26 protein-coding genes are annotated in these 22,882 nt (G+C 69.6%); 14 read left to right on the top strand and 12 right to left on the bottom strand.

Going from position 1 to position 22,882, the window contains the following annotated elements; all coding sequences use genetic code 11:
- Positions 1–26 precede the first annotated feature (26 nt).
- The 4 genes from G7043_RS18015 to G7043_RS18000 are packed head-to-tail and all read left to right on the top strand — an operon-like array spanning position 27 to position 3,384.
- Positions 27–686 carry a response regulator transcription factor gene (locus G7043_RS18015; RefSeq protein ID WP_166046805.1) on the top strand — a complete coding sequence of 220 codons (660 nt, stop codon included), beginning with the start codon at positions 27–29 and terminating at the stop codon, positions 684–686.
- Positions 687–1,991 (top strand): sensor histidine kinase, encoded by a 1,305-nt coding sequence (locus tag G7043_RS18010; protein WP_166046804.1) that lies wholly within the window; start codon positions 687–689, stop codon positions 1,989–1,991.
- Positions 1,988–2,851 (top strand): TAXI family TRAP transporter solute-binding subunit, encoded by an 864-nt coding sequence (locus G7043_RS18005; protein WP_166046803.1) that lies wholly within the window; start codon positions 1,988–1,990, stop codon positions 2,849–2,851. The genes G7043_RS18010 and G7043_RS18005 overlap by 4 nt, the downstream gene beginning before the upstream one ends.
- Positions 2,848–3,384, top strand: coding sequence for a dihydrofolate reductase family protein (locus G7043_RS18000; RefSeq protein WP_166046802.1), 537 nt, complete (start codon positions 2,848–2,850; stop codon positions 3,382–3,384). The genes G7043_RS18005 and G7043_RS18000 overlap by 4 nt, the downstream gene beginning before the upstream one ends.
- Here G7043_RS18000 and G7043_RS17995 read toward each other — a convergent pair.
- The 5 genes from G7043_RS17995 to G7043_RS17975 all read right to left on the bottom strand — a co-directional run bounded on the left by G7043_RS17995 (position 3,381) and on the right by G7043_RS17975 (position 7,608).
- Complete coding sequence (locus tag G7043_RS17995; RefSeq protein WP_166046801.1) at positions 3,381–4,346, bottom strand: VWA domain-containing protein; 966 nt, start codon at positions 4,344–4,346, stop codon at positions 3,381–3,383. The two genes, G7043_RS18000 and G7043_RS17995, sit on opposite strands and share 4 nt — an antisense overlap.
- Complete coding sequence (locus G7043_RS17990; RefSeq protein ID WP_166047086.1) at positions 4,343–5,224, bottom strand: DUF58 domain-containing protein; 882 nt, start codon at positions 5,222–5,224, stop codon at positions 4,343–4,345. The genes G7043_RS17995 and G7043_RS17990 overlap by 4 nt, the downstream gene beginning before the upstream one ends.
- A 62-nt stretch (positions 5,225–5,286) precedes the next feature.
- The gene (locus G7043_RS17985; RefSeq protein WP_166046800.1) at positions 5,287–6,336 is read right to left on the bottom strand and encodes an AAA family ATPase; all 1,050 of its coding nucleotides are present in this window, start codon (positions 6,334–6,336) and stop codon (positions 5,287–5,289) included.
- 61 nt (positions 6,337–6,397) lie between these two features.
- Positions 6,398–6,928 (bottom strand): molybdenum cofactor guanylyltransferase, encoded by a 531-nt coding sequence (gene mobA / locus G7043_RS17980; protein ID WP_166046799.1) that lies wholly within the window; start codon positions 6,926–6,928, stop codon positions 6,398–6,400.
- Positions 6,925–7,608 (bottom strand): TetR/AcrR family transcriptional regulator, encoded by a 684-nt coding sequence (locus G7043_RS17975; RefSeq protein WP_242642368.1) that lies wholly within the window; start codon positions 7,606–7,608, stop codon positions 6,925–6,927. The genes mobA and G7043_RS17975 overlap by 4 nt, the downstream gene beginning before the upstream one ends.
- Before the next feature lie 75 nt (positions 7,609–7,683).
- On the opposite strand from G7043_RS17975, the gene G7043_RS17970 reads away from it, so the two are divergent.
- A complete protein-coding gene (locus tag G7043_RS17970; protein WP_166046797.1) occupies positions 7,684–8,592 on the top strand; it encodes an ATP-binding cassette domain-containing protein in 909 nt (302 codons plus the stop codon).
- Positions 8,589–9,332, top strand: coding sequence for an ABC transporter permease (locus tag G7043_RS17965; RefSeq protein WP_166046796.1), 744 nt, complete (start codon positions 8,589–8,591; stop codon positions 9,330–9,332). Before G7043_RS17970 ends, G7043_RS17965 begins: the two co-directional genes overlap by 4 nt.
- Here the strand turns inward: G7043_RS17965 and G7043_RS17960 are convergent.
- Complete coding sequence (locus G7043_RS17960; RefSeq protein ID WP_313887943.1) at positions 9,319–10,191, bottom strand: oxidoreductase; 873 nt, start codon at positions 10,189–10,191, stop codon at positions 9,319–9,321. The two genes, G7043_RS17965 and G7043_RS17960, sit on opposite strands and share 14 nt — an antisense overlap.
- Before the next feature lie 27 nt (positions 10,192–10,218).
- Between G7043_RS17960 and G7043_RS17955 the strand changes: the two genes are divergently transcribed.
- The gene (locus tag G7043_RS17955) at positions 10,219–10,560 is read left to right on the top strand and encodes a DUF2203 domain-containing protein (protein WP_166046794.1); all 342 of its coding nucleotides are present in this window, start codon (positions 10,219–10,221) and stop codon (positions 10,558–10,560) included.
- Here G7043_RS17955 and G7043_RS17950 read toward each other — a convergent pair.
- Entirely contained in the window at positions 10,557–11,459 is a 903-nt protein-coding gene (locus G7043_RS17950; RefSeq protein ID WP_166046793.1) for a hypothetical protein, read from the bottom strand. The genes G7043_RS17955 and G7043_RS17950 overlap by 4 nt on opposite strands.
- Before the next feature lie 90 nt (positions 11,460–11,549).
- On the opposite strand from G7043_RS17950, the gene G7043_RS17945 reads away from it, so the two are divergent.
- The 3 genes from G7043_RS17945 to G7043_RS17935 are packed head-to-tail and all read left to right on the top strand — an operon-like array spanning position 11,550 to position 13,577.
- Positions 11,550–12,098 (top strand): cysteine hydrolase family protein, encoded by a 549-nt coding sequence (locus G7043_RS17945; RefSeq protein ID WP_166046792.1) that lies wholly within the window; start codon positions 11,550–11,552, stop codon positions 12,096–12,098.
- Positions 12,095–12,997 carry a GlxA family transcriptional regulator gene (locus G7043_RS17940; RefSeq protein WP_166046791.1) on the top strand — a complete coding sequence of 301 codons (903 nt, stop codon included), beginning with the start codon at positions 12,095–12,097 and terminating at the stop codon, positions 12,995–12,997. The genes G7043_RS17945 and G7043_RS17940 overlap by 4 nt, the downstream gene beginning before the upstream one ends.
- Positions 12,998–13,016: 19 nt before the next feature.
- Positions 13,017–13,577, top strand: a complete 561-nt coding sequence (locus G7043_RS17935) for a cysteine hydrolase family protein (protein ID WP_166046790.1) — start codon at positions 13,017–13,019, stop codon at positions 13,575–13,577.
- Here the strand turns inward: G7043_RS17935 and G7043_RS17930 are convergent.
- Positions 13,561–14,199 (bottom strand): epimerase, encoded by a 639-nt coding sequence (locus tag G7043_RS17930; RefSeq protein ID WP_166046789.1) that lies wholly within the window; start codon positions 14,197–14,199, stop codon positions 13,561–13,563. The two genes, G7043_RS17935 and G7043_RS17930, sit on opposite strands and share 17 nt — an antisense overlap.
- A gap of 33 nt (positions 14,200–14,232) precedes the next feature.
- Between G7043_RS17930 and G7043_RS17925 the strand changes: the two genes are divergently transcribed.
- On the top strand, positions 14,233–14,676 hold the full coding sequence (locus G7043_RS17925) for a GNAT family N-acetyltransferase (protein WP_166046788.1): 444 nt from the start codon (positions 14,233–14,235) through the stop codon (positions 14,674–14,676).
- Here G7043_RS17925 and G7043_RS17920 read toward each other — a convergent pair.
- Entirely contained in the window at positions 14,657–15,175 is a 519-nt protein-coding gene (locus tag G7043_RS17920; protein ID WP_166046787.1) for a TetR/AcrR family transcriptional regulator, read from the bottom strand. The two genes, G7043_RS17925 and G7043_RS17920, sit on opposite strands and share 20 nt — an antisense overlap.
- A 49-nt stretch (positions 15,176–15,224) precedes the next feature.
- On the opposite strand from G7043_RS17920, the gene G7043_RS17915 reads away from it, so the two are divergent.
- The 3 genes from G7043_RS17915 (at position 15,225) to G7043_RS17905 (ending at position 18,891) form a co-directional block, all read left to right on the top strand.
- The gene (locus G7043_RS17915) at positions 15,225–15,701 is read left to right on the top strand and encodes a GNAT family N-acetyltransferase (protein WP_207311287.1); all 477 of its coding nucleotides are present in this window, start codon (positions 15,225–15,227) and stop codon (positions 15,699–15,701) included.
- A gap of 111 nt (positions 15,702–15,812) precedes the next feature.
- The gene (locus G7043_RS17910) at positions 15,813–18,362 is read left to right on the top strand and encodes a glycoside hydrolase family 9 protein (RefSeq protein WP_207311286.1); all 2,550 of its coding nucleotides are present in this window, start codon (positions 15,813–15,815) and stop codon (positions 18,360–18,362) included.
- Between the two features lie 91 nt (positions 18,363–18,453).
- Positions 18,454–18,891 carry a PLAT/LH2 domain-containing protein gene (locus tag G7043_RS17905; protein ID WP_166046784.1) on the top strand — a complete coding sequence of 146 codons (438 nt, stop codon included), beginning with the start codon at positions 18,454–18,456 and terminating at the stop codon, positions 18,889–18,891.
- Between the two features lie 43 nt (positions 18,892–18,934).
- Here the strand turns inward: G7043_RS17905 and G7043_RS17900 are convergent, their stop codons facing one another.
- From G7043_RS17900 to G7043_RS17890, 3 genes are all read right to left on the bottom strand, one after another.
- The gene (locus tag G7043_RS17900; protein ID WP_242642433.1) at positions 18,935–20,233 is read right to left on the bottom strand and encodes an NlpC/P60 family protein; all 1,299 of its coding nucleotides are present in this window, start codon (positions 20,231–20,233) and stop codon (positions 18,935–18,937) included.
- A gap of 305 nt (positions 20,234–20,538) precedes the next feature.
- Positions 20,539–22,053, bottom strand: coding sequence for a class I adenylate-forming enzyme family protein (locus G7043_RS17895; RefSeq protein ID WP_166046783.1), 1,515 nt, complete (start codon positions 22,051–22,053; stop codon positions 20,539–20,541).
- A 9-nt stretch (positions 22,054–22,062) separates the two neighbouring features.
- On the bottom strand, positions 22,063–22,872 hold the full coding sequence (locus tag G7043_RS17890) for an SIR2 family NAD-dependent protein deacylase (RefSeq protein ID WP_166046782.1): 810 nt from the start codon (positions 22,870–22,872) through the stop codon (positions 22,063–22,065).
- Positions 22,873–22,882 lie beyond the last annotated feature (10 nt).

The following is a 22,882-nucleotide window of genomic DNA, read 5'->3' as shown; positions in this document are numbered from 1 at the left end:
CAGACGTCATGGCCGATACTGCTCGAATGCGGGTGCTGTTGGTCGAAGACGACGACGGTGTGGCGAACGCCCTGGTGGAGGCACTGCGGGCGAACGGGCACCGGCCCGCGCGCGTGCGCAGAGGCGCCGACGCGTTGATCGCCCACCGCGACGCGGACGTGGTGCTGCTCGACCTCGGCCTGCCCGACCAGGACGGTCTGGAGGTGCTGCGCAAGCTCCGCAAGATCGACCCGGTGCCGGTGCTCGTGCTGACCGCGCGCGGCGACGAACGCACGGTGGTGCGGGGACTCCGGCTCGGCGCGGACGACTACCTGGTCAAACCGGTGCGGCTGGCCGAGTTGCTGGCCCGCATCGACGCGGTGGCGCGCAGGAGTGCGGCGCGGTCGCAGGAACCGGACGACGTCGTGCGGGTGTCCGATGTGGAGATCGACCTGCAGAGCCGCCAGGTCCTGGTCGGCGGGCGGGAGATCTCGTTGACCACCAAGGAGTTCGACGTGCTGGCGGTGCTGGCCAGAAGGCCTGGCACGGCGGTCAGCCGGCAGCAGCTGATGGACGAGGTGTGGGGCAACGCGTTCGTGGCGGTGTCGCGGACCCTGGACGTTCATCTGACGCAGCTGCGCGCCAAGCTCGACCGGCCGGGTTTGCTGCACACGATCCGCGGTTTCGGCTACCGGCTCGGTGAATAGATGCGGCAACGGCTTCTGTTGGTGCTGCTGCTCTTCTCGCTCTCGGCCGTGACCGCGTTCGCCTTCCCGCTGCTCATGAGCACCGCCTCCGAGCGCACCCAGCAGTTCGTGATCAGCCGCACGGCCGACATGGACCGCTTCGCCACCCTGCCCGCCGACGCCGTGGTGTCGGAGGCGTTGCGGCACACCGAGATCTACGGCGAGGAGATCGTGGTCGTCGACGCGGCGGGCGAGCCCGTGGTCGAGGCCGGCATGAAGGTCGCCGAGGTCTCGGCCCAGATCGACGCCGCCCTGCGCAACCAGCCCGCCGCGCCCGTGCCGACCGTGCTGCCGTGGAGCGGCGGCGACGTCCTGTTCGCCCGTCCCGTCGGCACCGGCACGAAGGTCGCGGGCGCCGTGGTCATGCGGGCCTCGACCCGCGTCGCCGCCCTGGACGTGGCACGCCGGTGGGCGTTCGTGCTGGCCGGAGCGTTGCTGGCGGCCTGTGCCTGCGTGCTCCTGGCGCTGGTGGTGGCACGGTGGTTGCTGCGGCCGTTGAAAGAACTCGACCGGGGTGTCCGGGCGGTCGCCGAGGGCCAGCGACGGACGCACGTGGCCGACACCGCGGGACCGGCCGAGCTGCGGGCGTTGTCGGAGTCGTTCAACCGCATGTCCGATGCCGTCGCGGAGGCCGCCGACCAGCAACGACGGCTGATCGCCGACGCCTCGCACCAGCTGCGCAACCCGATGGCGGCGTTGCGGCTGCGAGTGGACATGCTGCCGCAGAACGGTTCCCTGCTCACCGAGGTCGAACGCCTGGAGTCGTTGCTGGACGGACTCCTGGCGCTGGCGTCGGCGGAGAGCACCGCCACCGAACGCGCGGCGGGCGGCGTCGAACCCGAGCTCGCCGACCTGCAGGTCGTGGCGCACGACCGGGTCGACGCGTGGCGCGCGGCGGCTCAGGCCGAAGGCGTCACGATCTCCGTCGACGACCGGGCACCCGGACTCGTGCGGTGCGCGGTGTCGGATCTGGCGCAGGTGCTGGACGTGTTGCTGGACAACGCCATCAAGTACGGCGGGTCCGAGATCACCGTGGTGTGCGACCGGGCGACGCTGACCGTGCGGGACAACGGCGCCGGACTGTCCGAAGAGGACATGGAGCGAGCCACGGAACGGTTCTGGCGCGGTGACGACTCCCAGCGCGGCACCGGCCTCGGGCTGGCGATCGCGGACCGGATCGTGACCGCGCACGACGGAACCCTGACACTGCACACCGATGGTGGACTGGTCGTGACGGTCGAGCTGCCGAAGGAGCCGTTGTTGTGAAACGCCGGACCTTCCTGCTGGGCGCGCTGGTTCTCACCGCGTGCGGGACGAGCGAACCCAGCGGCACCATCAGGATCGCGGGCGGTGAGCCCGGCGGCTTCTACCACGACTTCGCCGCCCTGCTGTCCCGCCTCTCCCCCAGCCCGCTGACCATCACCCCGATCCAGACCGGCGGCAGCGCCGACAACCTCGAACACCTCCGCGAAGGCACCGCCGACCTCGGCCTGACCCTGAGCGACAGCGCCCACCTGGAGTCCGGCCTCGTCGCGCTGGGCCGCGTCTACGAGAACTACCTGCAGCTCGTGGTCCTCGCCGACTCCCCGTACCGCACCGCCGCCGACCTGATCGGCAAACCGGTCTCGCTGGGCGCCGCCGGCTCCGGTGCCGCGCTGCAGGGCGAACGGCTCGCGCTGGGCGTGCAGGAACAGCACTACCCGCTGCGCAACGCCGTCGACGCCCTGAAAGCCGGCGAGATCGCCGCGCTGCTGTGGTCCGGCGGCGTCCCCACTCCGGAACTCGCCAAGGCCAGCGGCATCCGGCTGCTGCCGCTCGACACCTACCTGCCGAGGCTGCGGCAGGACTACGGCAGGGTCTACGAACGTGTCGACGTGCGCATGGGCGTGTACGGCTCGCCGGTCGACGTCCCCACGATCGGCACCCCGAACCTGTTGGTGTGCCGGCCGGACCTGAGCGACGACTACGCGGGCGCCGTCGTGCGGCTGCTCGTCGCCAAGGCCGCCGAACTCGTGCCGGAGCAGGCGCTCGGCACCCAGTACCTCGACGTGCGCAGTCTCATCGACACGGGCAAAGTGCCGTTGCATCCAGGTGCGGCGGCGGAATACCGGAGGCTTCACGGATGATCATCACGATGGCGTCGATCTCGCTGGACGGCTTCATGGAGGGGCCGGACCACGACATCAGCTGGCACCAGGTCGACAACACGATGCACGAGTACTTCAACGTCGAGCTCGCCCGGATGAGCCGGTTCATCGACGGCCGGCGCAACCACGAGACGATGCTCGAAGCGTGGCCGCACACCGACGACCACCCCGAGTGGCCGAAACCGATGCACGACTTCGGCCGGATCTGGCGGGAGATGCCCAAGATCGTCTACTCGCGGACGCTCGACGAGACGGCCGAGTGGAACACCGTGGTCAAGCGCGAGATCGACCCGGACGAACTCCGCGCGCTGCCCGGCGACAGCATGGTCGGCGGCGCACAGCTGGTGGGGTCGTTCTTCGAGCTCGACCTGATCGACGAGGTCCGCCTCTACGTCAACCCGGTCGCGCTCGGCAGCGGCACGCCGTTCTTCAAGCAGCCGAAAGCCCTGGCGCTGGGGAGCACCAGGGCTTTCGACAACGGTGTCGTGGAGCTGATCTACGGCAGGCCCTAGGGAAGTCTCTGCCCCAGCAGGAGAGCCGCCGCGGCCGCGAACATCGCCGTCATGGTGCCGAGCAACAGCCACGGCTTCGACGCGTCCGCCTGCTTCTTCTCGTAGCCGATCTGCTCGCCGAGCGTGTCGTACACCCGGCGCAGCTCCTCGGCGGAGGCGGCCTTGAAGAACTCGCCACCGGAGAGCTTCGCGATCTCCTTCATCGAGTCGTCGTCGACCGGCACGGACTGCTGCCGGCCCTCGATGTCGACCACGCCGTCCTCGGTGCCGAACGAGATCGTGGAGATCGGGATCCCGGCCTTCTTCGCGTCCTCCGCCGCGTCGAAGGCCTTGCGGGTGCCGACGGTCTCCTTGCCGTCCGTCATCAGCACGATGCGGGCGGGCGGCGGGCCCTCGGCGCCGCCGACGACCTTGCCGAACGAGTCGATCGACGCCATCGCGGCCACCAGCGCGTCACCGGTCGCGGTCGACTGGGCGAGCTTGAGCCCGTCGATCGACTGCGTGACGGCCGCGCGGTCCGTCGTCGGCGCCACCAGCACGGTGGCCGAGCCGGCGAACGAGATCAGGCCCAGGTTGATGCCAGGGGTGAGGCCCTCGGCGAACGACTTGGCGGCCACCTGCGCGGCCTCCAGCCGGGACGGCTTCACGTCCGTGGCCTTCATCGACAGCGACACGTCGACCACGAGCATCACGGTCGCCCGGTTGCGCGGCACCCGTTGCTCGGACGTCGGCCCGGCCAGGGCCACCGTCAGCAACGCGAGCGCCGCCAGCAGGAACGCCGCCGGGACGTGCCGCGACCAGCGTTCCCGTTTGGGTGCGACCTTCTCCAGCAGCTCCAGGTTCGTGAACCGCAGCACCCGCTTGCGCCGGATCCGTTGCGCCACCACGTATCCGGCGGTGAGCAGCGCGACGCCGATCAGCAGCAGGAACCACCACGGGGCGACGAAGTTCGAGAAGCTCACGCGACACCCCCAGACCAGCGGCGCTTGCGCGCCACCACGAAACGAACGGTGTCCGCGATCCAGTCCGAGTCGGTGCGCAGCACCAGGTGCCCGGCGCCCGCACGCCGCAGCCCCGCCGCCACCTCGGCCCGGTGTTCCGCGGCCGCCGCGTTGAACTCCTTGCGCAGCAACGCCGACGCGGTCACCTCGCGCTGCCGTCCGCTCTCCGGGTCGGACAGCACGACGGTGCCGACCTCGGGCAGGTCGACGTCACGCGGGTCCACGACCTCGATGGCGACGAGCTCGTGCCGTGCGGACAGCGCACGCAACGGCCGCTGCCACTCCATGCCGCCGAGGAAGTCCGAGACCACCACGATCAGCCCACGACGGCGCGGCGGACGGCGCAGCTGCTCCAGCAGTGCGGCCAGGTCGCCGCGCGTGCCCTCGCCCGCGCGGGGGATCTCGGCGATCTTGCGGATCATCCCGCGCGCGTGGGCGAGCCCGCCCCGAGCGGGGATCCGCAGGTTGTCCGCACCCGTCGACACGGCCGCGCCGATGCGGTTGCCGCCACCGCGGGTCAGGTGCGCGACCGCCGCCGTGGCGGCGATGACCAGGTCGCGCTTCTCGCAGGCCGCGGTGCCGAAGTCGAGCGACGGCGACAGGTCGATCGCCATCCACGTCTCCAGCTCGCGGTCGGCGACCGTCTCCCGGATGTGCGGCACGGTGGTGCGAGCGGTGACCGCCCAGTCCATCCGGCGCACGTCGTCGCCGGGCTGGTAGGCCCGCGCCTCACCCGGCTCGGAACCCGGCCCCGGCACCAGGCCGAGGTGGTTGCCCTGCAGCAGGCCGTCGAGGCGCCGCCGCACGTCGAGCTCCAGCATGCGCAGTGCGGCTTCCATCCGGACGCCGTGCAGCACGGGCGGCGCCCACGAGGGGCGCTCCTCGGCGGTCTTGTCCCGACTCACTGCCTACCAGCCGCAACCGGCTGCTGCGGACGGGCCGACACCTGCGGCAACGGCACGATCTGCAGCACGCGCGTGATGATGTGGTCGATCGGCACGCCGTCGGCCAGCGCGTCGTACGAGAGCACCAGGCGGTGGCGCAGCACGTCCGGGACGACGTCCACGACGTCCTGCGGCAGCACGTAGTCACGACCGCGGACCAGCGCGAGGCCACGCGCGGCGGCGATGATGCCGAGCGACGCACGCGGCGAGGCACCGTAGGCGACCCAGCCGGCGACGTCGGTGAGGCCGTGCTCGCCCGGCGCGCGGGTCGCGATCACCAGGCGCACCACGTAGTCGACGAGAGCGTGGTGGACGAAGACCCGCGACGCCACGCCCTGCAGGCGCACCAGTTCCTCGGGCGAGAGGACCTGGCTCGGCACCGGCGCCTCGACGCCCATGCGGTAGACGATCTCGCGCTCTTCCTCGGCCGTGGGGTACTCGACCTGGATCTTGAACAGGAACCGGTCGCGCTGCGCCTCCGGCAGCGGGTACACGCCCTCGTTCTCGATCGGGTTCTGCGTCGCCAGCACCAGGAACGGGTTCGGCATCGGGAACGTCTTGCCGCCGATGGACACGTGCCGTTCGGCCATGACCTCGAGCATCGCCGACTGCACCTTGGCGGGCGCGCGGTTGATCTCGTCGGCGAGCACGAAGTTCGCGACGACCGGGCCGAGCTCGGTGTCGAACGCCTCGCTGGACTGGCGGTAGATGCGGGTGCCGAGGATGTCGGCGGGCACCAGGTCGGGCGTGAACTGCACGCGCGAGAACGAGCCGCCGACCACGCGGGCGAACGTCTCGACGGCGAGCGTCTTCGCGACACCCGGCACACCTTCGAGCAGCAGATGGCCCTTGGCCAGCAGACCCACGAGCATCCGCTCGACGAGCCGGTCCTGGCCGACGATGACCCGCTTCACCTCGAACACGGTGCGTTCGAGCAGCTGGGCGTCACGAGCCGGGGTGACGGGCGCCGATGCGTTCGGCGTTGCCTCGGCGGCGGGCTCGGTCACGTGCGGGCCTCCATGCGGAACAGGGTTTACCGATTGTGGAACAGTCTTACTCCTCGCCTGTTCAACCGCTGTGAAGGGTGTCCAGGTCGGCGGGTGTGTCGACGTCGCGCGCCTCACCGGGCAAAGCGGACACTTCGACGGGGTCGAGCCGGAGAAGAGTCTTGCGCAGCGGCAGGTTCCGCGGCTCTTCGGGGAGGGCTTCGCGCAGCTCGGCTGCGTTCCAGCAACCGATCAGCCACTGCACGCGATCGTCCTTGAGCACGGCGTTGCGGCCGGCGGCGCGCAGTCTCGTGATGGTGTCTTTGGTGAGACCGGGCTGATCCACGGCGAGCACCACGACCCAGTCCTCGGTGATCTTCTCCAGGCCGGCGGCCAGACCGGCGAGCGGACCACCGCCGGGCGGGTCCTCGCGCGCCCAGACGACTCCCGGAATTTCCTTCTCCGGTCCCACAACGACTTTCTGCGCGGCATCGTCCACAACGGACAGCACGTGGTCGAGCAACGTCGCGTCCCGGTAGGACAGCGCCGCCTTGTCGACGCCACCGAGCCGTTCGCCCTTGCCGCCGGTGAGAATGATCACCGCGTACGTCATGAGCGCCCCCTGATGTGTGCCGCGACGCCTTCCAGGAACAGGTGCAGGCCGAAGTCGAAGTCCGCCCCGATGTCCTCCACGTCGAGGACGTCGTCCATGTCGAACACGCCGGCGTCGACGACCTTGGCGAGCGAGGGCATCCTGCGGGGGTCGACCACCTCGCGCAGCATCTGCCCGTACTGGTGGTTGAACCGCGCCGGGTCCTCCTCGAAGCCCTTGGCCAGGGTGAAGTTCAATCGCGCCTCACCCTGCACGAACGTCGACAGGCCCATCACGACACCGATCTTCTCCCCCGGCTCCAGCGGCAGACCTTCGAGGGCACTGAGCGCGCTGTCGAGCCAGGCGAGGTTCTTCGGGCCGGCCGGCGGGCCGCTGATCGGGATCTGCAGGAACCACGGGCGCCTGCGGATGGCCGTGAGCACCGCTTTCGCCCAGAACCCGAGCTGGTCGCGCCAGTCACCGTCCGGTAGCGGAGGCGGTTGTTCCATCGCCGAGTCCCACATCAACGCGAGCAGCTCGTCCTTGCTCTTCACGTGCCGGTAGAGCGCCATCGTGGCGTTGCCCATCTCCGCCGCGACGCGAGCCATCGAGACGGCGGCGAGCCCCTCGGCGTCCGCGATCGCGATGGCTGCCCTCGTGATGTCGGCGGCGTCGATGGTCGGCTTGCGCCCCCTCTTCATGACACTAGTCAAACAGATGCGTATGTCGTACGCTAATTCAGGTTTTGCGTATGAGATACGCATAAAGGGGGTTCGATGATCGTCGAGACAGAGGATCTGACGAAGAGGTACGGCTCGCAGACCGTGCTCAAAGGCCTGGACCTGAAGGTGGCGGAGGGGTCGGTGCTCGCCCTGCTCGGGCCGAACGGGGCCGGCAAGACCACCGCGATCCGCATCCTGAGCACGCTGACCAGGCCTGATGGCGGTTCGGCGCGGGTGTGCGGGTTCGACGTGGTGCGGGAGGCCGCCGCGGTGCGCGGCGTGATCAGCCTGACCGGCCAGTACGCGGCCGTGGACGAGGAACAGACCGGCCGGGAGAACCTGGCCATGATCGCTCGGCTCCGACGTTTTGCCAGGTCAACGGCTCACGCAAGGGCGTTGGAGTTGCTGGAGCGGTTCGATCTGGTCGACGCGGCGGACCGGCGGGTGCGCACCTACTCCGGCGGCATGCGGCGGCGGCTGGACCTCGCGATGAGCCTGGTCGCGCGGCCGCGGCTGCTGTTCCTGGACGAGCCGACGACCGGCCTCGACCCGGTGAGCCGCACGACGATGTGGGACGCGATCGGCGACCTGGTGCGCGACGGCGTGACGATCTTCCTCACCACCCAGTACCTGGAGGAGGCCGACCGCCTCGCCGACCGGATCGTGGTGCTGCACAACGGAGAGGTCGCCGCGGACGGCACCGCGGACGCGTTGAAGAACTCGGTCGGCGGCACTCGCCTGGATCTGACTTTCGGATCTTTTGAGGACGCTTCGCGCGCTCAGGCCGTGGTCGGTGGAGTGGTGGACGGACTGAGGTTGAGCGTGCCGTCCGACGGCAGCGCGGCACATCTGCACCGGGTGCTGGACGATCTGCTGGCGGCACGGGTGAGCGTCTTGCGGGTGTCCACGCACCGCCCGACGCTGGACGACGTCTTCACCTCGTTGACAGCGGTGGCCGCATGACCGCCTCGCTGACGATGGCCGGCCGCAGCATCCGGCTGAGCCGCCGCAACCTCGACCTCGTGATCATGGCGATCATGTTGCCGGTGCTGCTGATGGCGTTGTTCGTGTACGTCTTCGGCGGCGCGATCAGCGCAACGGCGTCCTATGTGGACTACGTGGTGCCCGGCATGGTCGTGCTGTGCACCGGCTACGGCGCCAGCTCCACCGCGATGTCGGTGGCCGACGACATGAAGAAGGGCGTCGTCGACCGCTTCCGCTCGATGCCGATCAGCAGCTTCGCCGTGCTCACCGGCCACGTCACCGCGTCCGTCGCCCGCAACGCCGTGGCCACGTTCGCGGTCGTGCTGGTCGCTCTGCTGATGGGCTTCCGGCCGTCGGCCTCGCTGGGCTCGTGGGTCCTCGCGATGGGTCTGCTGCTGCTCTACGTGCTCGCGCTGTCGTGGCTCGCGGCCGGCGTCGGCGTGATCGCGCGGACCGTCGAGTCCGCGAGCCTGCTGGGGTTCTTCATGCTGTTCCTGCCGTACCTGAGCAGCGCGTTCGTGCCGGTCTCGACCATGCCCGCGTGGCTGCGCGTGGTGAGCGAACACCAGCCCATCACGCCGGTCATCGAGACCGTGCGGGCGCTGCTGAACAGTCAGCCCGCGTCGTCCGGCTGGCTCGCGCTGGCGTGGTCGGGCGGCTTGTTGGTGGTGGCTTTCGGGTGGGCGACCTGGTTGTTCAGCCGGATCAGCCGTCGTTGAGGTGCAGCGCGTCGAGGCGGGCGAGCTCCTCGGGGGTGAGCCGGAGCTCGCCCGCCTCGACGTTCTGCTTCAGGTGCTCCGGGTCGCCCGTGCCGGGGATGACCAGCACGTGCGGTCCCCTGGCCAGCGTCCAGGCCAGCCGGACCTGGGCGGGCGAGGCGCCGTGGGCCCGCGCGATCTCGGTGACCTCGGCGTCCTCCTGCTGCCCACCGGCCTCCCTGGCGGCCCCGGTGAGCGCGAAGAACGGCACGAACGCGACGCCGCGCTCACCGCACACGCCGATGAACTCGTCCTGCTCCGGGTGATGCCCCAGTCCGTACGAGTTCTGCACGCACACGACCTCGGCGATCCGCTGCGCCTGGTCGAGGTGGTGCGGCTTGACGTTCGACAACCCGAGGTGCCGGACCAGCCCGTCCTGCCGCAGCCGCGCGAGCTGCTCGAAGTGGGCGCTGATGTCGTCGAGCCCGCTCACCCGCAGGTTGACCACGTCGAGGTGGTCCCGCCCGAGCTGCCGCAGGTTCTCCTCCACCTGTCCGCGGAGCTGCCCCGGCGTGGCGAGCGGCAGCCACTCCCCCTGCGGCGTGCGGCTGGGCCCGACCTTGGTGACGATCACCAGGTCCTCACGATACGGCGCGAGCGCACTGTTGATCAGCTCGTTCGCGGACCTCGTGGCGGAGAAGTAGAACGCGGCGGTGTCGATGTGGTTGACGCCCAGCTCGACCGCTTTGCGCAACACCCCGATCGCCTGCGCGCGGTCCCGCGGTCTCGCCTCCGGGTCGAACGCGCCTCCCTGCTGCGGCAGCCGCATCGCGCCGAAGCCGACCCGGTTCACGGTCAGGTCACCCAGTCGCCACGTCACCCCGACCACTGTGCCAGCCTTGGTGTCGTGGATCTGTTCACCCTCGACGAAGCCAAGGCCGAGCTCGCCCGGTTGCTGCCGGTCCTGGACGAGATCGTCCGCCTGCGCGCCGACGCGGCCGAACTCGGCGCCGGTTCCTCGTCGCTGGGCGGCCTGCCGGAGTTCAAGGCCGCGCAGGCCCGGCTGGACGAGCTGCTGGAGTCCGTCCAGAAGACCGGTGCCGAGCTGAAGGGCTTCGCGCCGTTGCTCGTCGACTTCCCCTCCTCGATGGACGGTGTGCCGGTGTTGTTGTGCTGGCTGGAGGGCGACCGGGAGCTCGGCTGGTACCACCGGGCCGATCTGGGGTTCGCGGGCCGCCGCCGGCTCTAGGGCGCGAGGAAACCCGCGACCAGCAGCACACCGATCAACCCGGCGATGAGCCCCAGCGCCACCAGGTAGTGCTTCGCGGTCGAGCGACCGGGCATGCGGTGCAGGATGATCCCCGCCGCCAGCGTCAGGGCGCCCGCGATCGGCGCCAGCGCCCGCCACGCCTTGTCCCACGTGAACGGCAGGTAGTCGTCCGCGCCGTACAGCGACAGGATCAGCGCGGGCAGACCGAGCCCGGCGGCCGCGGCGGCGGCGAGCATGTTGAACCGTTGCTGCGCCTCGCCTTCCTGCGCGACGGCGAACGTCGACACGCTGCTCAGCAACGACTGCAGCCGGGTGAGCTCGTCGCCGAGCTCGGCGTCCATGACCTCGCAGTGCCGCACCACCCCCGGGATCTTGACCTCGCGCAGCGCGACGCGGGCGTGGTCACGGGCGCGGCTGAACGCGATCGACAGCTCCAGCAGCTGGGCCATCACCAGCCGCAGCGCGGTGTTCCTGCGCTGTGCCAACAGGTCCGCCACCTGGCGTTCCATCTCGTACCGAAGTCCCCGCAGCTGGGCGACGGCGTTGCGCGACCCCTCGGTGACGGCCTTCGCGATGACGCCGGCCTTGCCGTTGTCGGGAACCAGGTGGCCGGGGTGCTTCAGCAGCTCGGCCACGTCGTCACCGTCCCACTTTTCCCGGTGCCAGCCGCCGTTCTCACTCCAGGCCGCGCGGACCGACACGTCGATCCGCGTGCCGTCGGTGCACGCCTGCCCGACGAGAATCCGGCGCACCTCGCCGTTCGTGACCCGCACGAACGGCACGCAGTCCAGACTGTCCAGGGCGTCCACCACCGCCACCGTCACCTGAACGCCCAAGCCTGGGTCCGCAGGATCGCCCGCCAGCACGCGTAAGTCCACGTCGTGATCTTCGCACGGTGACCGGATCCGTCCGTTGTGCGTCCTGGTCGTGCCTGTCCACCCGCCTCGGTTCCGGCGAGGCTTGGGGACATGAAGCGAGCATTGATCGTCATCGACGTGCAGGAGTCGTTCCGCCAGCGCCCCAACTGGGCGGACTCGTCCAACCCGGACATCGTCGGCAAGGTGAACCAGCTGGTCGACCTGTCCCGGGACGCGGGTGACCTGGTGGTGTGGGTGCTGCACTCCGAGCCCGGCAGCGGTGACGTGTTCGACCCCGCGCTCGGGCACGTGCGGCTGATCGACGGGCTCAAGCCGCTGGACGACGAACAGATCCTGACCAAGACGTCGCACAACGCGTTCACCACGACCAACCTGCAGCAGACGCTCACCCAGCACGGCGTGCGCGAGCTGCTGATCAGCGGCATCCGGACCGAGCAGTGCTGCGAGACGACCACACGGGTCGGGTCGGACCTCGGGTTCGACATGACGTTCGTGACGGACGCGACCGCCACCACGCCGTTGCCGCACTGGCGGACCGGGAAGGTGCTGGGCGTCGAGGAGATCATCGAGCGGACCGAGTACGTGCTGGCGGGTCGGTTCGCGCGGATCTCGGATGTCGCTACGCTGACCGGATCGTGACCAGAGTCGTCTTCCTGCTCGTTCCTGGAGTGCACCTGCTCGACCTCGCGGGGCCGGCGCAGGTGTTCTCCAGCGCGGCCGACCTCGTGGACGGCTACGCGCTGTCGTACGTGGGTGACTCGGACTCCGTGCTCAGCCATCAGGGCGTACCCCTGGGTACGTCGTCCGAGCTGCCCTCTCTCGACGTGCACGATCTCGTGTTCGTGCCGGGGTGGCGTTCGCCGAAGATCGTCGGTACCGGGCCGTTGAGCGGTCGGGCGTTGGAGTGGTTGCGCGCGCACCACGCCAACGGCGGCACGGTCGCGAGCGTGTGTGCCGGTGCAGAGATATTGGGGCGCGCCGGTTTGCTCGATGGCCATCGGTGCACGACGCATCATGAACTGCAGGAGGAACTCGCACGGCGCTACCCGGCCGCACGGGTCGTGCGTGATGTCCTGTTCGTGGAAGACAACCGGGTCGTGACGTCCGCCGGCATCGCGAGCGGCATCGACTTGGCGTTGCACCTCGTTGCTTTGCGCCACGGCCCTTCCGTAGCCGCCGCCATCGCACGCACGATGGTCGTCTACGCGCGCAGGAACGGCGACGACCAGCAAGCCAGTGTGCTGCTGCGGTACCGATCGCACGTCAACGAGACGGTGCACCGCATCCAAGACGTCATCGAGTCACGCCTTACGGACCGTCTGTCGTTGGCCGAACTGGCCGTGGCAGCTGGATGCAGCGAACGAACCGTGACGCGCTTGTTCGGCCGTGCGACGGGCATGACGCCGTTGAAGTACCAACAGGCGTTGCGCGTCGAACGAGCCGAACACCTCATCGGTCAAGGCGCCACCGTCGAGACGGCAGCGCGCAACGTCGGCTTCGAAGACGCCCGGATGTTGCGCCGGCTGCGTTCCCGCTGAGCGGCCTAAGCTGGCGCGCGTGACGACTCTGGCGAACCGCCCCAACACCGCGTTGCTGGTGATCGACGTGCAGAACGGCGTGGTGAACCACGCTCACAACCGCGATGAGGTCGTCGCCAACGTGGCCACCCTCGTCGACAAGGCCCGCGCGGCCGGCGTCGACGTCGTGTGGGTGCAGCACAGCAACCCCGAACACATGCCCAAGGGGTCGGACGGCTGGCAGTTCGTTCCCGAGCTCGAACTCGCCGACGGCGAACCCGTGGTGCACAAGACCTACGCCGACTCGTTCGAGGCGACCGACTTGGAGGAAGTGCTGGCGGGCAAGGGCATCGGCAGCCTCGTGGTGTCCGGCGCGCAGACCGACGAGTGCATCCGCTCGACCCTGCACGGCGCCATCGTGCGCGGCTACGACGCCAAGCTGGTGAGCGACGCGCACACCACCGAGGACCTGTCCGAGTGGGGCGCGCCCACGCCGGACAAGGTCATCGCGCACACCAACCTCTACTGGGAGAACCACACGGCGCCGGGCCGCGAGGCGGGCGTGGTCAAGACGGCGGACGCGTTCAAGCCAGCCGGTTGATCTCGTCGCTGCGCAACAGCTTCGGAGCCGCAGCCCCCTTGGCCAGCGCCACCATCGCCCGGCCGAGGTTCTCCGTGGTCGTGACGTACTTGGGAGCCACCTTCTTCAGCAACGGGAACAGCCACGACGACCACGAGTAGAGGTAGCGGTAGATCCGGGTCCGCGACGTGATCCCGTTGCGCGGCTGGATGAATCCCGGCCGCACCACGAACACCGGCCGGTCCAACGCCAGCAGTTCGTTCTCCGTGCGCCCCTTCACCCGAGCCCACATGGTGTTGCTCTCGGCGTTGGCGCCCTCACCAGACACGTACACGTACGTGCCACCAACAACACGCGCGGCCTCAAGCGCGTAGTCGTGCGTCACGGGCGTGTACTCGGCTTCGGTCAGACCCGCCGACGTCACGCCCATGCAGTAGAAGCAAGCGTCGGCGTCGGCCAACTGAGCGGCGATCGGTGTCAGGTCACCGAAGTGCGCGTGCACGACGTGCTGCTGCTTCGGCTCGGTCGTGGCCAGAGCGGACCGCCCCACCGTCACGACCGAGTCGACCTCCGGGTCGAGCAGACACTCGCGCAGCGCGCCCTGGCCCACCATGCCGGTCGGACCAAATACGACAATCTTCACGCCACCAAGCTAGTTCCCCACCACACTGAACGCATGAAACGGACCCTGTACCGCCGCGCGCCGGGCCCGGTGCCCGAACTGCCGCAGAACCTCCGCACCGTCAACGACGAGGACGACGCCGCTCTCGCCGACCTGATGGAACGCGCCTACGCCGGCACCATCGACGAACAGCTCGGCGGCAACAGCGACGGAGCGGTGGAAATCGCGGGCTGGCGGCCGAACGCCGTGCCGGACGCGAGCTTCGTCGTCGACGAGAACCAGCTCGTGGCCGCCTCGCTGATCTCCAGGCACGACAACGAGTTCTGGCTCGGTTACGTGATCACGCACCCGGAGTGGAAGGGCCGCGGCCTCGGCACCGCGGTCGTCGCGGCCTCTCTGCGTGCCCTCGACGCCCCGGTCCTCGCCGCGGTCACCGACGGCAACACGCCGTCGGAGCGACTCCTCACCGCCCTCGGTTTCACTCCAGTGCCGCGCTGACCCGCTTCTCGTCCCCGGTCGCCAGCAGATCCAGCAGGGCGCCCCGCAGCAACGCCAGCTCCCGAGTGCGCGCGGCCAGTCCGGCAGGCGTGTCGCGCACCTCCTCGGACTGAGCCGAAGAGAGCACCTCCAACCAGTCCTCCACGGTCGCGCGCGCGAAGCCGGCCCACGGCCCGTTCGGCTCTACGAGAGAGCGTGCGTACGCCTCCAGCCACAGCGTGAGCAACGGCCGATGAGCGGGCGCCGACAGCCATTCCCACAGCCGTGCGACCACATCGGGTCCGGTGCCGATGTCGGCGAGCAACGCCAGTTCGTCGGCCCGCGCCCGCGCCAGCAACGCCTTGACGAGCCCGTCCTTGCTGCCGAACAGGTAGAGCAGCACGCGCGTGCTCGACCCGATCGCCGCCGCCAGCGGCCGCAGCGACACGTCGGCCAGCCCGTGCGTGAGCACGTAGCGGTAAGCGGCTTCGAGCAGTTCGGTCTCCCGCGCGGACGCCATGCGCGCTATCTTCGCATTACTGAAACAGTCGTGTCAGTGGGAGGCGACCATGCTGATCCGCCCTCTGGGCAAGCCGGGTGCCCTGGGCTGGGTCGTGCAGGCGCACGGCGAGCTCTACGCCGCCGAGCACGACTGGGACACCTCGTTCGAGGCACTGGTCGCCAAGATCGTCGGCGACTACGCGGCCGGCCACGACGACACGAAGGAAGCCGCCTGGATCGCCGAACTGGACGGCCAACGCGTCGGATGCGTGTTCTGCGTCCGAGAAGACGACACGACCGCAAAGCTGCGCGTGCTGCTCGTGCACCCGAACGCGCGTGGCCACGGCGCGGGCAACAGGCTCGTCGACACGTGCATCCAGTTCGCCAAGAACACCGGTTACGAACGCATGGTGTTGTGGACGGTCGACGGCCTGACGTCAGCCAGGAAGATCTACGAGGCGCACGGGTTCGAGTTGATCGAGAAGACTCCGCAGCACAGCTTCGGCCACGACGTGATCGGCCAACTGTGGGCTCGCACTCTCTAGATCGGTCAGGACAAACGACCGAACGGGGCTTGTCCGCGTCGGCGCGATCACCCTATGGTCCTCTGGGAGCGCTCCCAGAAAGCCGTCAAAGCGGACGGAGGACCTCGCGACATGAGATCGACACGGCTGGCCGCGGCCCTGCTCGCGGTGCTGTCAGCAACCGCACACCCCGCTGCCGCCACGGCTGCGGCGGACTACGAGCGGCTGCTGAACGGAGCGTTCGACACCGGCACCGCTGATCCCTGGTGGAGCAGCGCGGGTGTGACCAACAGGGTGACCGACGGGGAGCTGTGCGCCTCGGTCACCGGCGGCACCACGAACCCGTGGGACGCCCTGATCGGCCAGAACGGCGTCCCGTACGAGACCGGGCAGTCCTACACGCTGTCGTTCGACGCCCACGCCACGACCGCGCAGAACGTCGTGGCCGCGGCCGGCGAGAGCGTGAGCCCGTACCGGGGAATCGCCAGTCAGACCTTCGCGCTCACCACAGCCAAACAGCACTTCACCTTCACTTTCACCTCCACGCTGGACTTCCCGGACGCCGGCAACGGCCAGCTCGCCTTCCAGCTCGGTGGCCAGCCGTCCGACAACACGATCTGCGTGGACAACGTCTCGTTGATCGGTGGCGTGAAACCGCCCGGTGGCGTGAACCCCAATCCCACCAAGAAGGTCCAGGTGGACCAGGTCGGCTATGCGCCGGGCCTGCCGAAACGCGCGACGCTCGTCTCCGCGGAGACCACGCCTCAGACGTGGACGCTGAAGGACTCCGCCGGCACGGCCGTGGCCAGTGGCAAGAGCACGCCCAAGGGAGCGGACACGGCGTCCGGCGACTCGGTGCACCTGATCGACTTCTCGTCGTTCGACACCCCGGGCACCGGCTACACGCTGTCGGTCGGCGCCGACACCAGCTTCCCGTTCGACATCTCCGCCGACCCGATCAAGAAGCTGCGCTACGACTCGCTCGCGTTCTTCTACCACCAGCGCAGCGGCACGCCGATCGAAGCGCAGTACGTCGGTGACGAGTACGCGCGCCCCGCGGGTCACGTGAACGTCGCGCCCAACAAGGGCGACAACGACGTGCCGTGCCGGGCCGACATCGCCTGCGGCTACACGCTCGACGTGCGCGGCGGTTGGTACGACGCGGGCGACCACGGCAAGTACGTGGTCAACGGCGGTATCGCCACGTGGCAGCTGCTCAACTCCTACGAGCGTGCGGTCCGAACCGGTGACGCCTCCGCGTTCGCCGACGGCACCATGAACATCCCGGAGCGGGCCAACGGGGTGCCGGACCTGCTCGACGAGGCGCGCTGGGAGGCCGACTTCCTGCTGAAGATGCAGGCACCGGACGGCATGGCGCACCACAAGATCCACGACGCCAACTGGACGGCCCTGCCCACCCGCCCCGAGCTGGACGACCAGGTCCGCAGGCTGTCGGCGACCAGCACCGCGGCGACGCTGAACCTGGCGGCGGTCGCGGCGCAGGGTGCCCGCCTGTGGCGAGGCATCGACGCCACCTACTCCGCCACGCTGCTCACCGCGGCCCGCAAGGCGTACACGGCGGCCAAGGCGAACCCGGCCAAGCTCGCCGACCCGAACGACGGCACCGGCGGCGGCGCCTACAGCGACGACACCGTCAGCGACGAGTTCTACTGGGCCGCGGCGGAGCTGTACACGACCACCGGAGACGCCGCGTACCGCGCCGACGTGACCGGCTCACCGCACTACCGGGCGGCCGGCCTAAACACGGACGGTTTCTCCTGGGGCGGCACGGCGCCGCTGGGTGACATCACGCTCGCCTTGGCCCCCAACGGTTTGCCGGCGGCGGACATCGCGGCGATCAAGTCGGCGTTCGCGACGGTGGCGGACCAGCACCTGGCGTACATGGAACGGATGGGCTACGCCACGCCGTACGAGGGCGCAGACGGGTACGTCTGGGGGTCGAACTCGACGGTCCTCAACAACGCCCAGGTGCTGGCTCTGGCGCACGACTTCACCGGTGCCGCGAAGTACCGCGACGGCGTGTTCGAGGCGCTGCACTACGTGCTCGGCCGCAACCCGCTCAGCACCTCGTACGTGGCGGGCTACGGCGAGCAGGCGATGCGCAACGCGCACCACCGGTTCTGGGCGCACCAGTCCGACCCGACCCTGCCGACGGCGCCGCCGGGCTCGTTGTCCGGTGGCCCCAACAGCTTCCTGCAGGACCCGGTGGCCGCCCGGCTGCTCGTCGGCTGCCCGGTGCAGAAGTGCTGGGTCGACGACATCGGCGCCTACTCGGTCAACGAGGTCGCGATCAACTGGAACTCCGCGCTCGCCTGGGTCACCGGCTGGGCGGCGGAGCAGGTCGGCCGGCCGGGCTGCGAGGTGAGCTACAACGCCCACCGGTGGCATCAGGGTCAGACGGTGAACGTGACCGTCAAGAACACCGGCAAGACCGCGTGGGCGGGGTGGAAGCTCGCGTTCACCTTCCCCGGCCCCCAGCAGATCACCGGAGGCTGGTCCGCGCACTGGCACCAGACCGGGCATGACGTGACGGCGACCAACCTGCCGTGGAATCACACCGTCGCACCGGGAGGGTCCGTCCACATCGGATTCACCGCCTCCGGCAGCGGCGCCGACCCGACCGCGTTCACCGTCGACGGAAAGGCGTGCCGCACCGGCTGAGCAGCGGATTTCACGATCACCGCACAGTCGTGCAATCGCCGGTCGGCACTGTTCTCCCTCGTAACACCGCCCAACCAAGAGGGGAACAGGCATGAAGCTCGCAGCTCGTGCGATCGTCGGCTTCACGGCCGCCGGACTGGCGGCCATGATGGGGATGAGCACTGCCCAGGCCGCGGCCGGCAACTACCACATCGAGGTCCGGACCTGCGACGTCAAGGACGCGGGCACGGACTCCCGCGTCGAGGCGCGGGTGAACGGTTCCACCACCTCGTCGGGCTGGATCCTCCTCGACAACCCCGGCGACGACCGCGAGCGCGGCCGCACGGACGTCTACGACAAGACGCTGTCCGACCTCGGCACCATCAGCTCGATCGACATCTACTTCGCCAACAACGACGACAGCCCGCACTGGTGCCTCGAGGAGATCACCATCCGCAGGCCGGACGGCGTGACGACGATCCACCCGTTCCACAACTGGCTCACTCGGGTGTACCCGAAGACGAGCCCGCTGCGGATCAACGCTGCCTGAGCAAGTCTCCCGGTGACCCGTCCGCACAACGGGTCACCGGGTTTCACAGCAAGCGGGTCACGTACGGCATGATCCCGCCGTACCGCACCGGCGAAATCCGCACCACAGCACCGGAATGCGGTGCCTCGACCATCATTCCGCCGCCCAGGTACAACGCCACGTGCGTGCCGCCGCCCGGACCCCAGAAGATCATGTCCCCCGGCGCCATCTGCGACAGCGGGACCTTGCGGCCGGAGTTGTACTGGTAGCCGCTGTAGTGCGGCAGGTACACGCCGACGCCGGCGAAGGCGTACATCATCAGGCCGGAGCAGTCGAAGCCGATCTTGCGGTAGTCGCCGTACGAGTCGGCCACACCACCATCGCGCACGCCGTACGTCGGGCCGTTGTAGTTGCCACCGCCCCACGCGTAGATGACGCCGCGTTGCGACAACGCCCGGTTGATCACCGTCTGCACGCGGTTGCCTGACGGGGCGGGAGCAGCAGCAGCCGGCCGTCCGGGTGGTGGCGCCGCAGCCGCCGCTTGGGCCGCCGCGGCACGACGGGCGTTCTCCTCGTCCTCGCGCTTCTTCGCCTCGGCCCACTGGTCGTACTGCTGGCGTTGTGCCTGGAGTCCGTTGACCTGACCGCGCGCGGCGTTCAGCTCGCGTTCGACGGCGTCCTTGTCGGACTGGAGCTGCGTGGTCGCCGCGGTCTGCGCGGTGTGCGCGTCAACGGCCACCTGCTGAGCCTGGTCGGCGACCTTCCTGGCCTCGTCGGCGGCGGCCTGCTTCGCCTCGGCCTGGTTGAGCGCCGCGCGGGCGGCGGAGTCGAGGTTCGCGGCGGTGCCCTGGTCGCGGGTCACCTGGTCCAGGCGGTTCAGGCTGGCCGCCGACACCGCCTCCAGCATCTGGGCGCGCGCCAGCAGGTCCTCCGGCGACTTGGCGCCGATGTAGGCGGAGAAGGAACCGACGGTGCTGCCCTGCGCGTACGAGGCGGCCGCGAACTCGTCCAGTTCACGACGACTCCGCTCCACCGCGGCGCTGGCCGCGTCGGCCTGGACGCGCGCCGCCGTGGCCTCGCGGCGGGCGGCCTCGGCCGCCGAGATCGCCGCCTCCAGGTCCACACGGGCCTTGTTGGCCAGCTCGCGTTTGTAGGAGACCTCGTCCATCAGCTCCTGCAGGCGTGACTCGGCCTGCGTCAGCCGACCGGTCAGCTCGCCCACGCGGGCCGCCTTCGCGTCTGCCTCGGCCCGCGACGCCGAGATCTCCGCGTCGCTCGGGTTCGGCGGAGGCGGCGGCACGGCGTGGGCCGTCCCGGTCAGGAAGGCCGCCATCAGCACCACCACGGCGGAGAATCGTGTCAACACCTGACATCACCTCCGACCGCATTAGACCAATCAGACTCATTCGGCGCATCCGGAACTAACGCACCGTCAACCACACGTGTCACAGTGGAACACGCGCGGTGGTCCTTTTGGGACGATCGGAGTCCGGCGTGTCGCCGGAGTGGCCTAACGGCCGACCGAGCAGGCTGCCAGAAGCTGTGCCCGTTACCCGGCCAGACCAGTGCCCACCCCAGCCCCGCCCTCATTTTTCCGGGCGAAAGGGACGGGGTGCTTCTCGGCGCCGGCCGGCACGGAGGTTTCGGACAGCGCTTCCGGCCAGGTGCTCAGTTGACGCCGCGGTCCCTTCCTGCCCAGTACGGCTCGCGCAGCTTGAACTTCTGGATCTTGCCGGTCGCCGTGCGCGGGATCGAGTCGCGGAACTCCACCGACGTCGGCGCCTTGTACCCGGCGAGCCGCTCCTTGCAGTGCTTGATCAGCTCGGCCTCGGTGACCTCCGCGGAACGCACGACCAGCGCCTTGATCGTCTCGCCCCACTTCTCGTGGGGCACGCCGATGACCGCGACCTCGGCGACGGCCGGGTGCGAGAACAGGCAGTCCTCGACCTCGATGGACGAGACGTTCTCACCGCCGGTGATGATCACGTCCTTCTTGCGGTCCGAGATCGTCAGGTAGCCGTCGTCGTCGAAGTAGCCGCCGTCGCCGGTGCGGAACCAGCCGTCCTCGATGGCGTCGGCGGTCGCCTCCGGGTTGTCCCAGTAGCCCTCCATGACCACGTTCGACCGCGCCAGCACCTCACCGGTCTGGGAGATCCGCAGCTGCGCGCCCAACGCCGGCGCGCCCGCCCGTGACTGCTTCTTGGCCTTCTCCTCACCGGTCGGGCCGGGCTGGGCGCGGTTGAACGTCAGCAGCGGCGCCGTCTCGGTCAGGCCGTAGATCTGCAGGAACTCCCACCCGAGCTCCTCGGTCACGCGCTGGATCGTGCGTGACGGCGGCGGCGCACCAGCACACACGATCCGTACGCGGTCACGGCCGGGGATCTCGCCATCCCACGTTGCGGCGGCGTCCAGCACGGAGTTCCACACGGCCGGTGCACCGCACATCAGCGTCACGCCGTGGTCGCGCACACGGCGCAGGATCTCGGCGCCGTCCACCTTGCGCAGCACCACCTGCGGCACACCCAGACCGGCCAGACCGAACGGCATTCCCCAGCCGTTGCAGTGGAACATCGGCAGCACGTGCATGTACACGTCGCCCTCCCACGCACGTGTGTGCATGGCGAACGTGACGGCGTTGAGCCAGATGTTGCGGTGCGTGAGTTGCACACCCTTAGGCCGCGCAGTCGTTCCGGACGTGTAGTTGATGGTCGCGGTCGCGTCCTCCGAGGGCGCGCTCCACGGCCGTGGCTCCACATCGAACCGAAGCAGCGACTCCGACTCCTCGCCCAAGGTGAAGCGGTGCCGTGCTGTCACGTCGTCCAGCGACAGTTCCGGATCGACGAACAACGCCGACGCACCGCTGTGCTCGACGATGTACTTCACCTCGTCGGGCCGCAGGCGGAAGTTCACCGGCACGCAGATCCGCCCGCTGCCGGGCAACGCGTGCAGCAGCTCCAGCATCCGCGCCGAGTTGTGGCTGACGACGGCGACCCGCTCGCCCTCGCCGACGCCCAGTGCGTCGAACCCCGCCTGCCACGCGCGCACGCGGGTCGCCATCTCCGCGTACGTCGTCGTGTCCACCGGCTTGGCCGGCTGGTCGGGTTCGTCGATGGTCGCCGTCGTCGCTCCGAACGCGAACGACGCCCGGTCCAGGAAGTCCGTGGTGATCAGCGGTACGCGCATGAACCGACCCTACGACCAGGTGCTCGGATCTCCCCAGGACGAAAATCGGCCTCCCCCGGATGGGGGAACGGAGCTGAGGTCGGGCAGCACCTCGCCGACGGGTTCGTGCAGGACAACGGCCGCCAGCGAGTCGTACGGCGTCGGTTCGGCGTTGCAGATGATCACCTCGGCGCCGGCGCGCGCGGCCAGCGGCACGAGTCCCGCGGCGGGCTGCACCGACAGTGACGTGCCGGCCACCAGCAGCACGTCGCAGTCCAGCGCGGCGAGCCGGGCGCGCCGCAGGACCTCCGCGTCGAGCTCCTGCCCGAAGGAGATCGTGGCGGACTTGAGGATTCCTCCGCAGCGCGCGCAGTCCGGCTCGGCCTCACCGTCGGCGACGCGCTTCAACGCGTCGCGCATCGGGCCGGTGGCACCACAGGCCAAACACACCGTGGCGTGCAACGTGCCGTGCAGTTCCAGCACCCGATGCGGATCGGAGCCGGCTTTCTGGTGCAGGCCGTCGATGTTCTGGGTGACGACGGTGCGCAACCGGCCGGACCGTTCCAGTTCCACCAACGCCTTGTGCGCGGCGTTGGGCTTGGCCGTCCACACCGGACTGTCGAGCCGCGTCCGCCAGGCGAGCCTGCGCAGTTCGGGATCGGCGAGATAGGCGTCCAGGGAAGCCGCCTTGCCCGCGTCGGCGTCGCGCGTCCACAACCCGTCCGGCCCGCGGAAGTCCGGGATGCCCGAATCGGTGGAGACTCCGGCGCCCGTCAGCACGGTGATCCGGTGCGCGGACGCGACCAGCGCCCGTGCCGCTTTGCACGCGTCGGAGGGCATCGGTTCACAC

Source organism: Lentzea alba, assembly GCF_011067745.1.
GTDB lineage: Bacteria > Actinomycetota > Actinomycetes > Mycobacteriales > Pseudonocardiaceae > Lentzea > Lentzea alba.
This window is presented reverse-complemented; position numbering and strand designations above follow the sequence as displayed.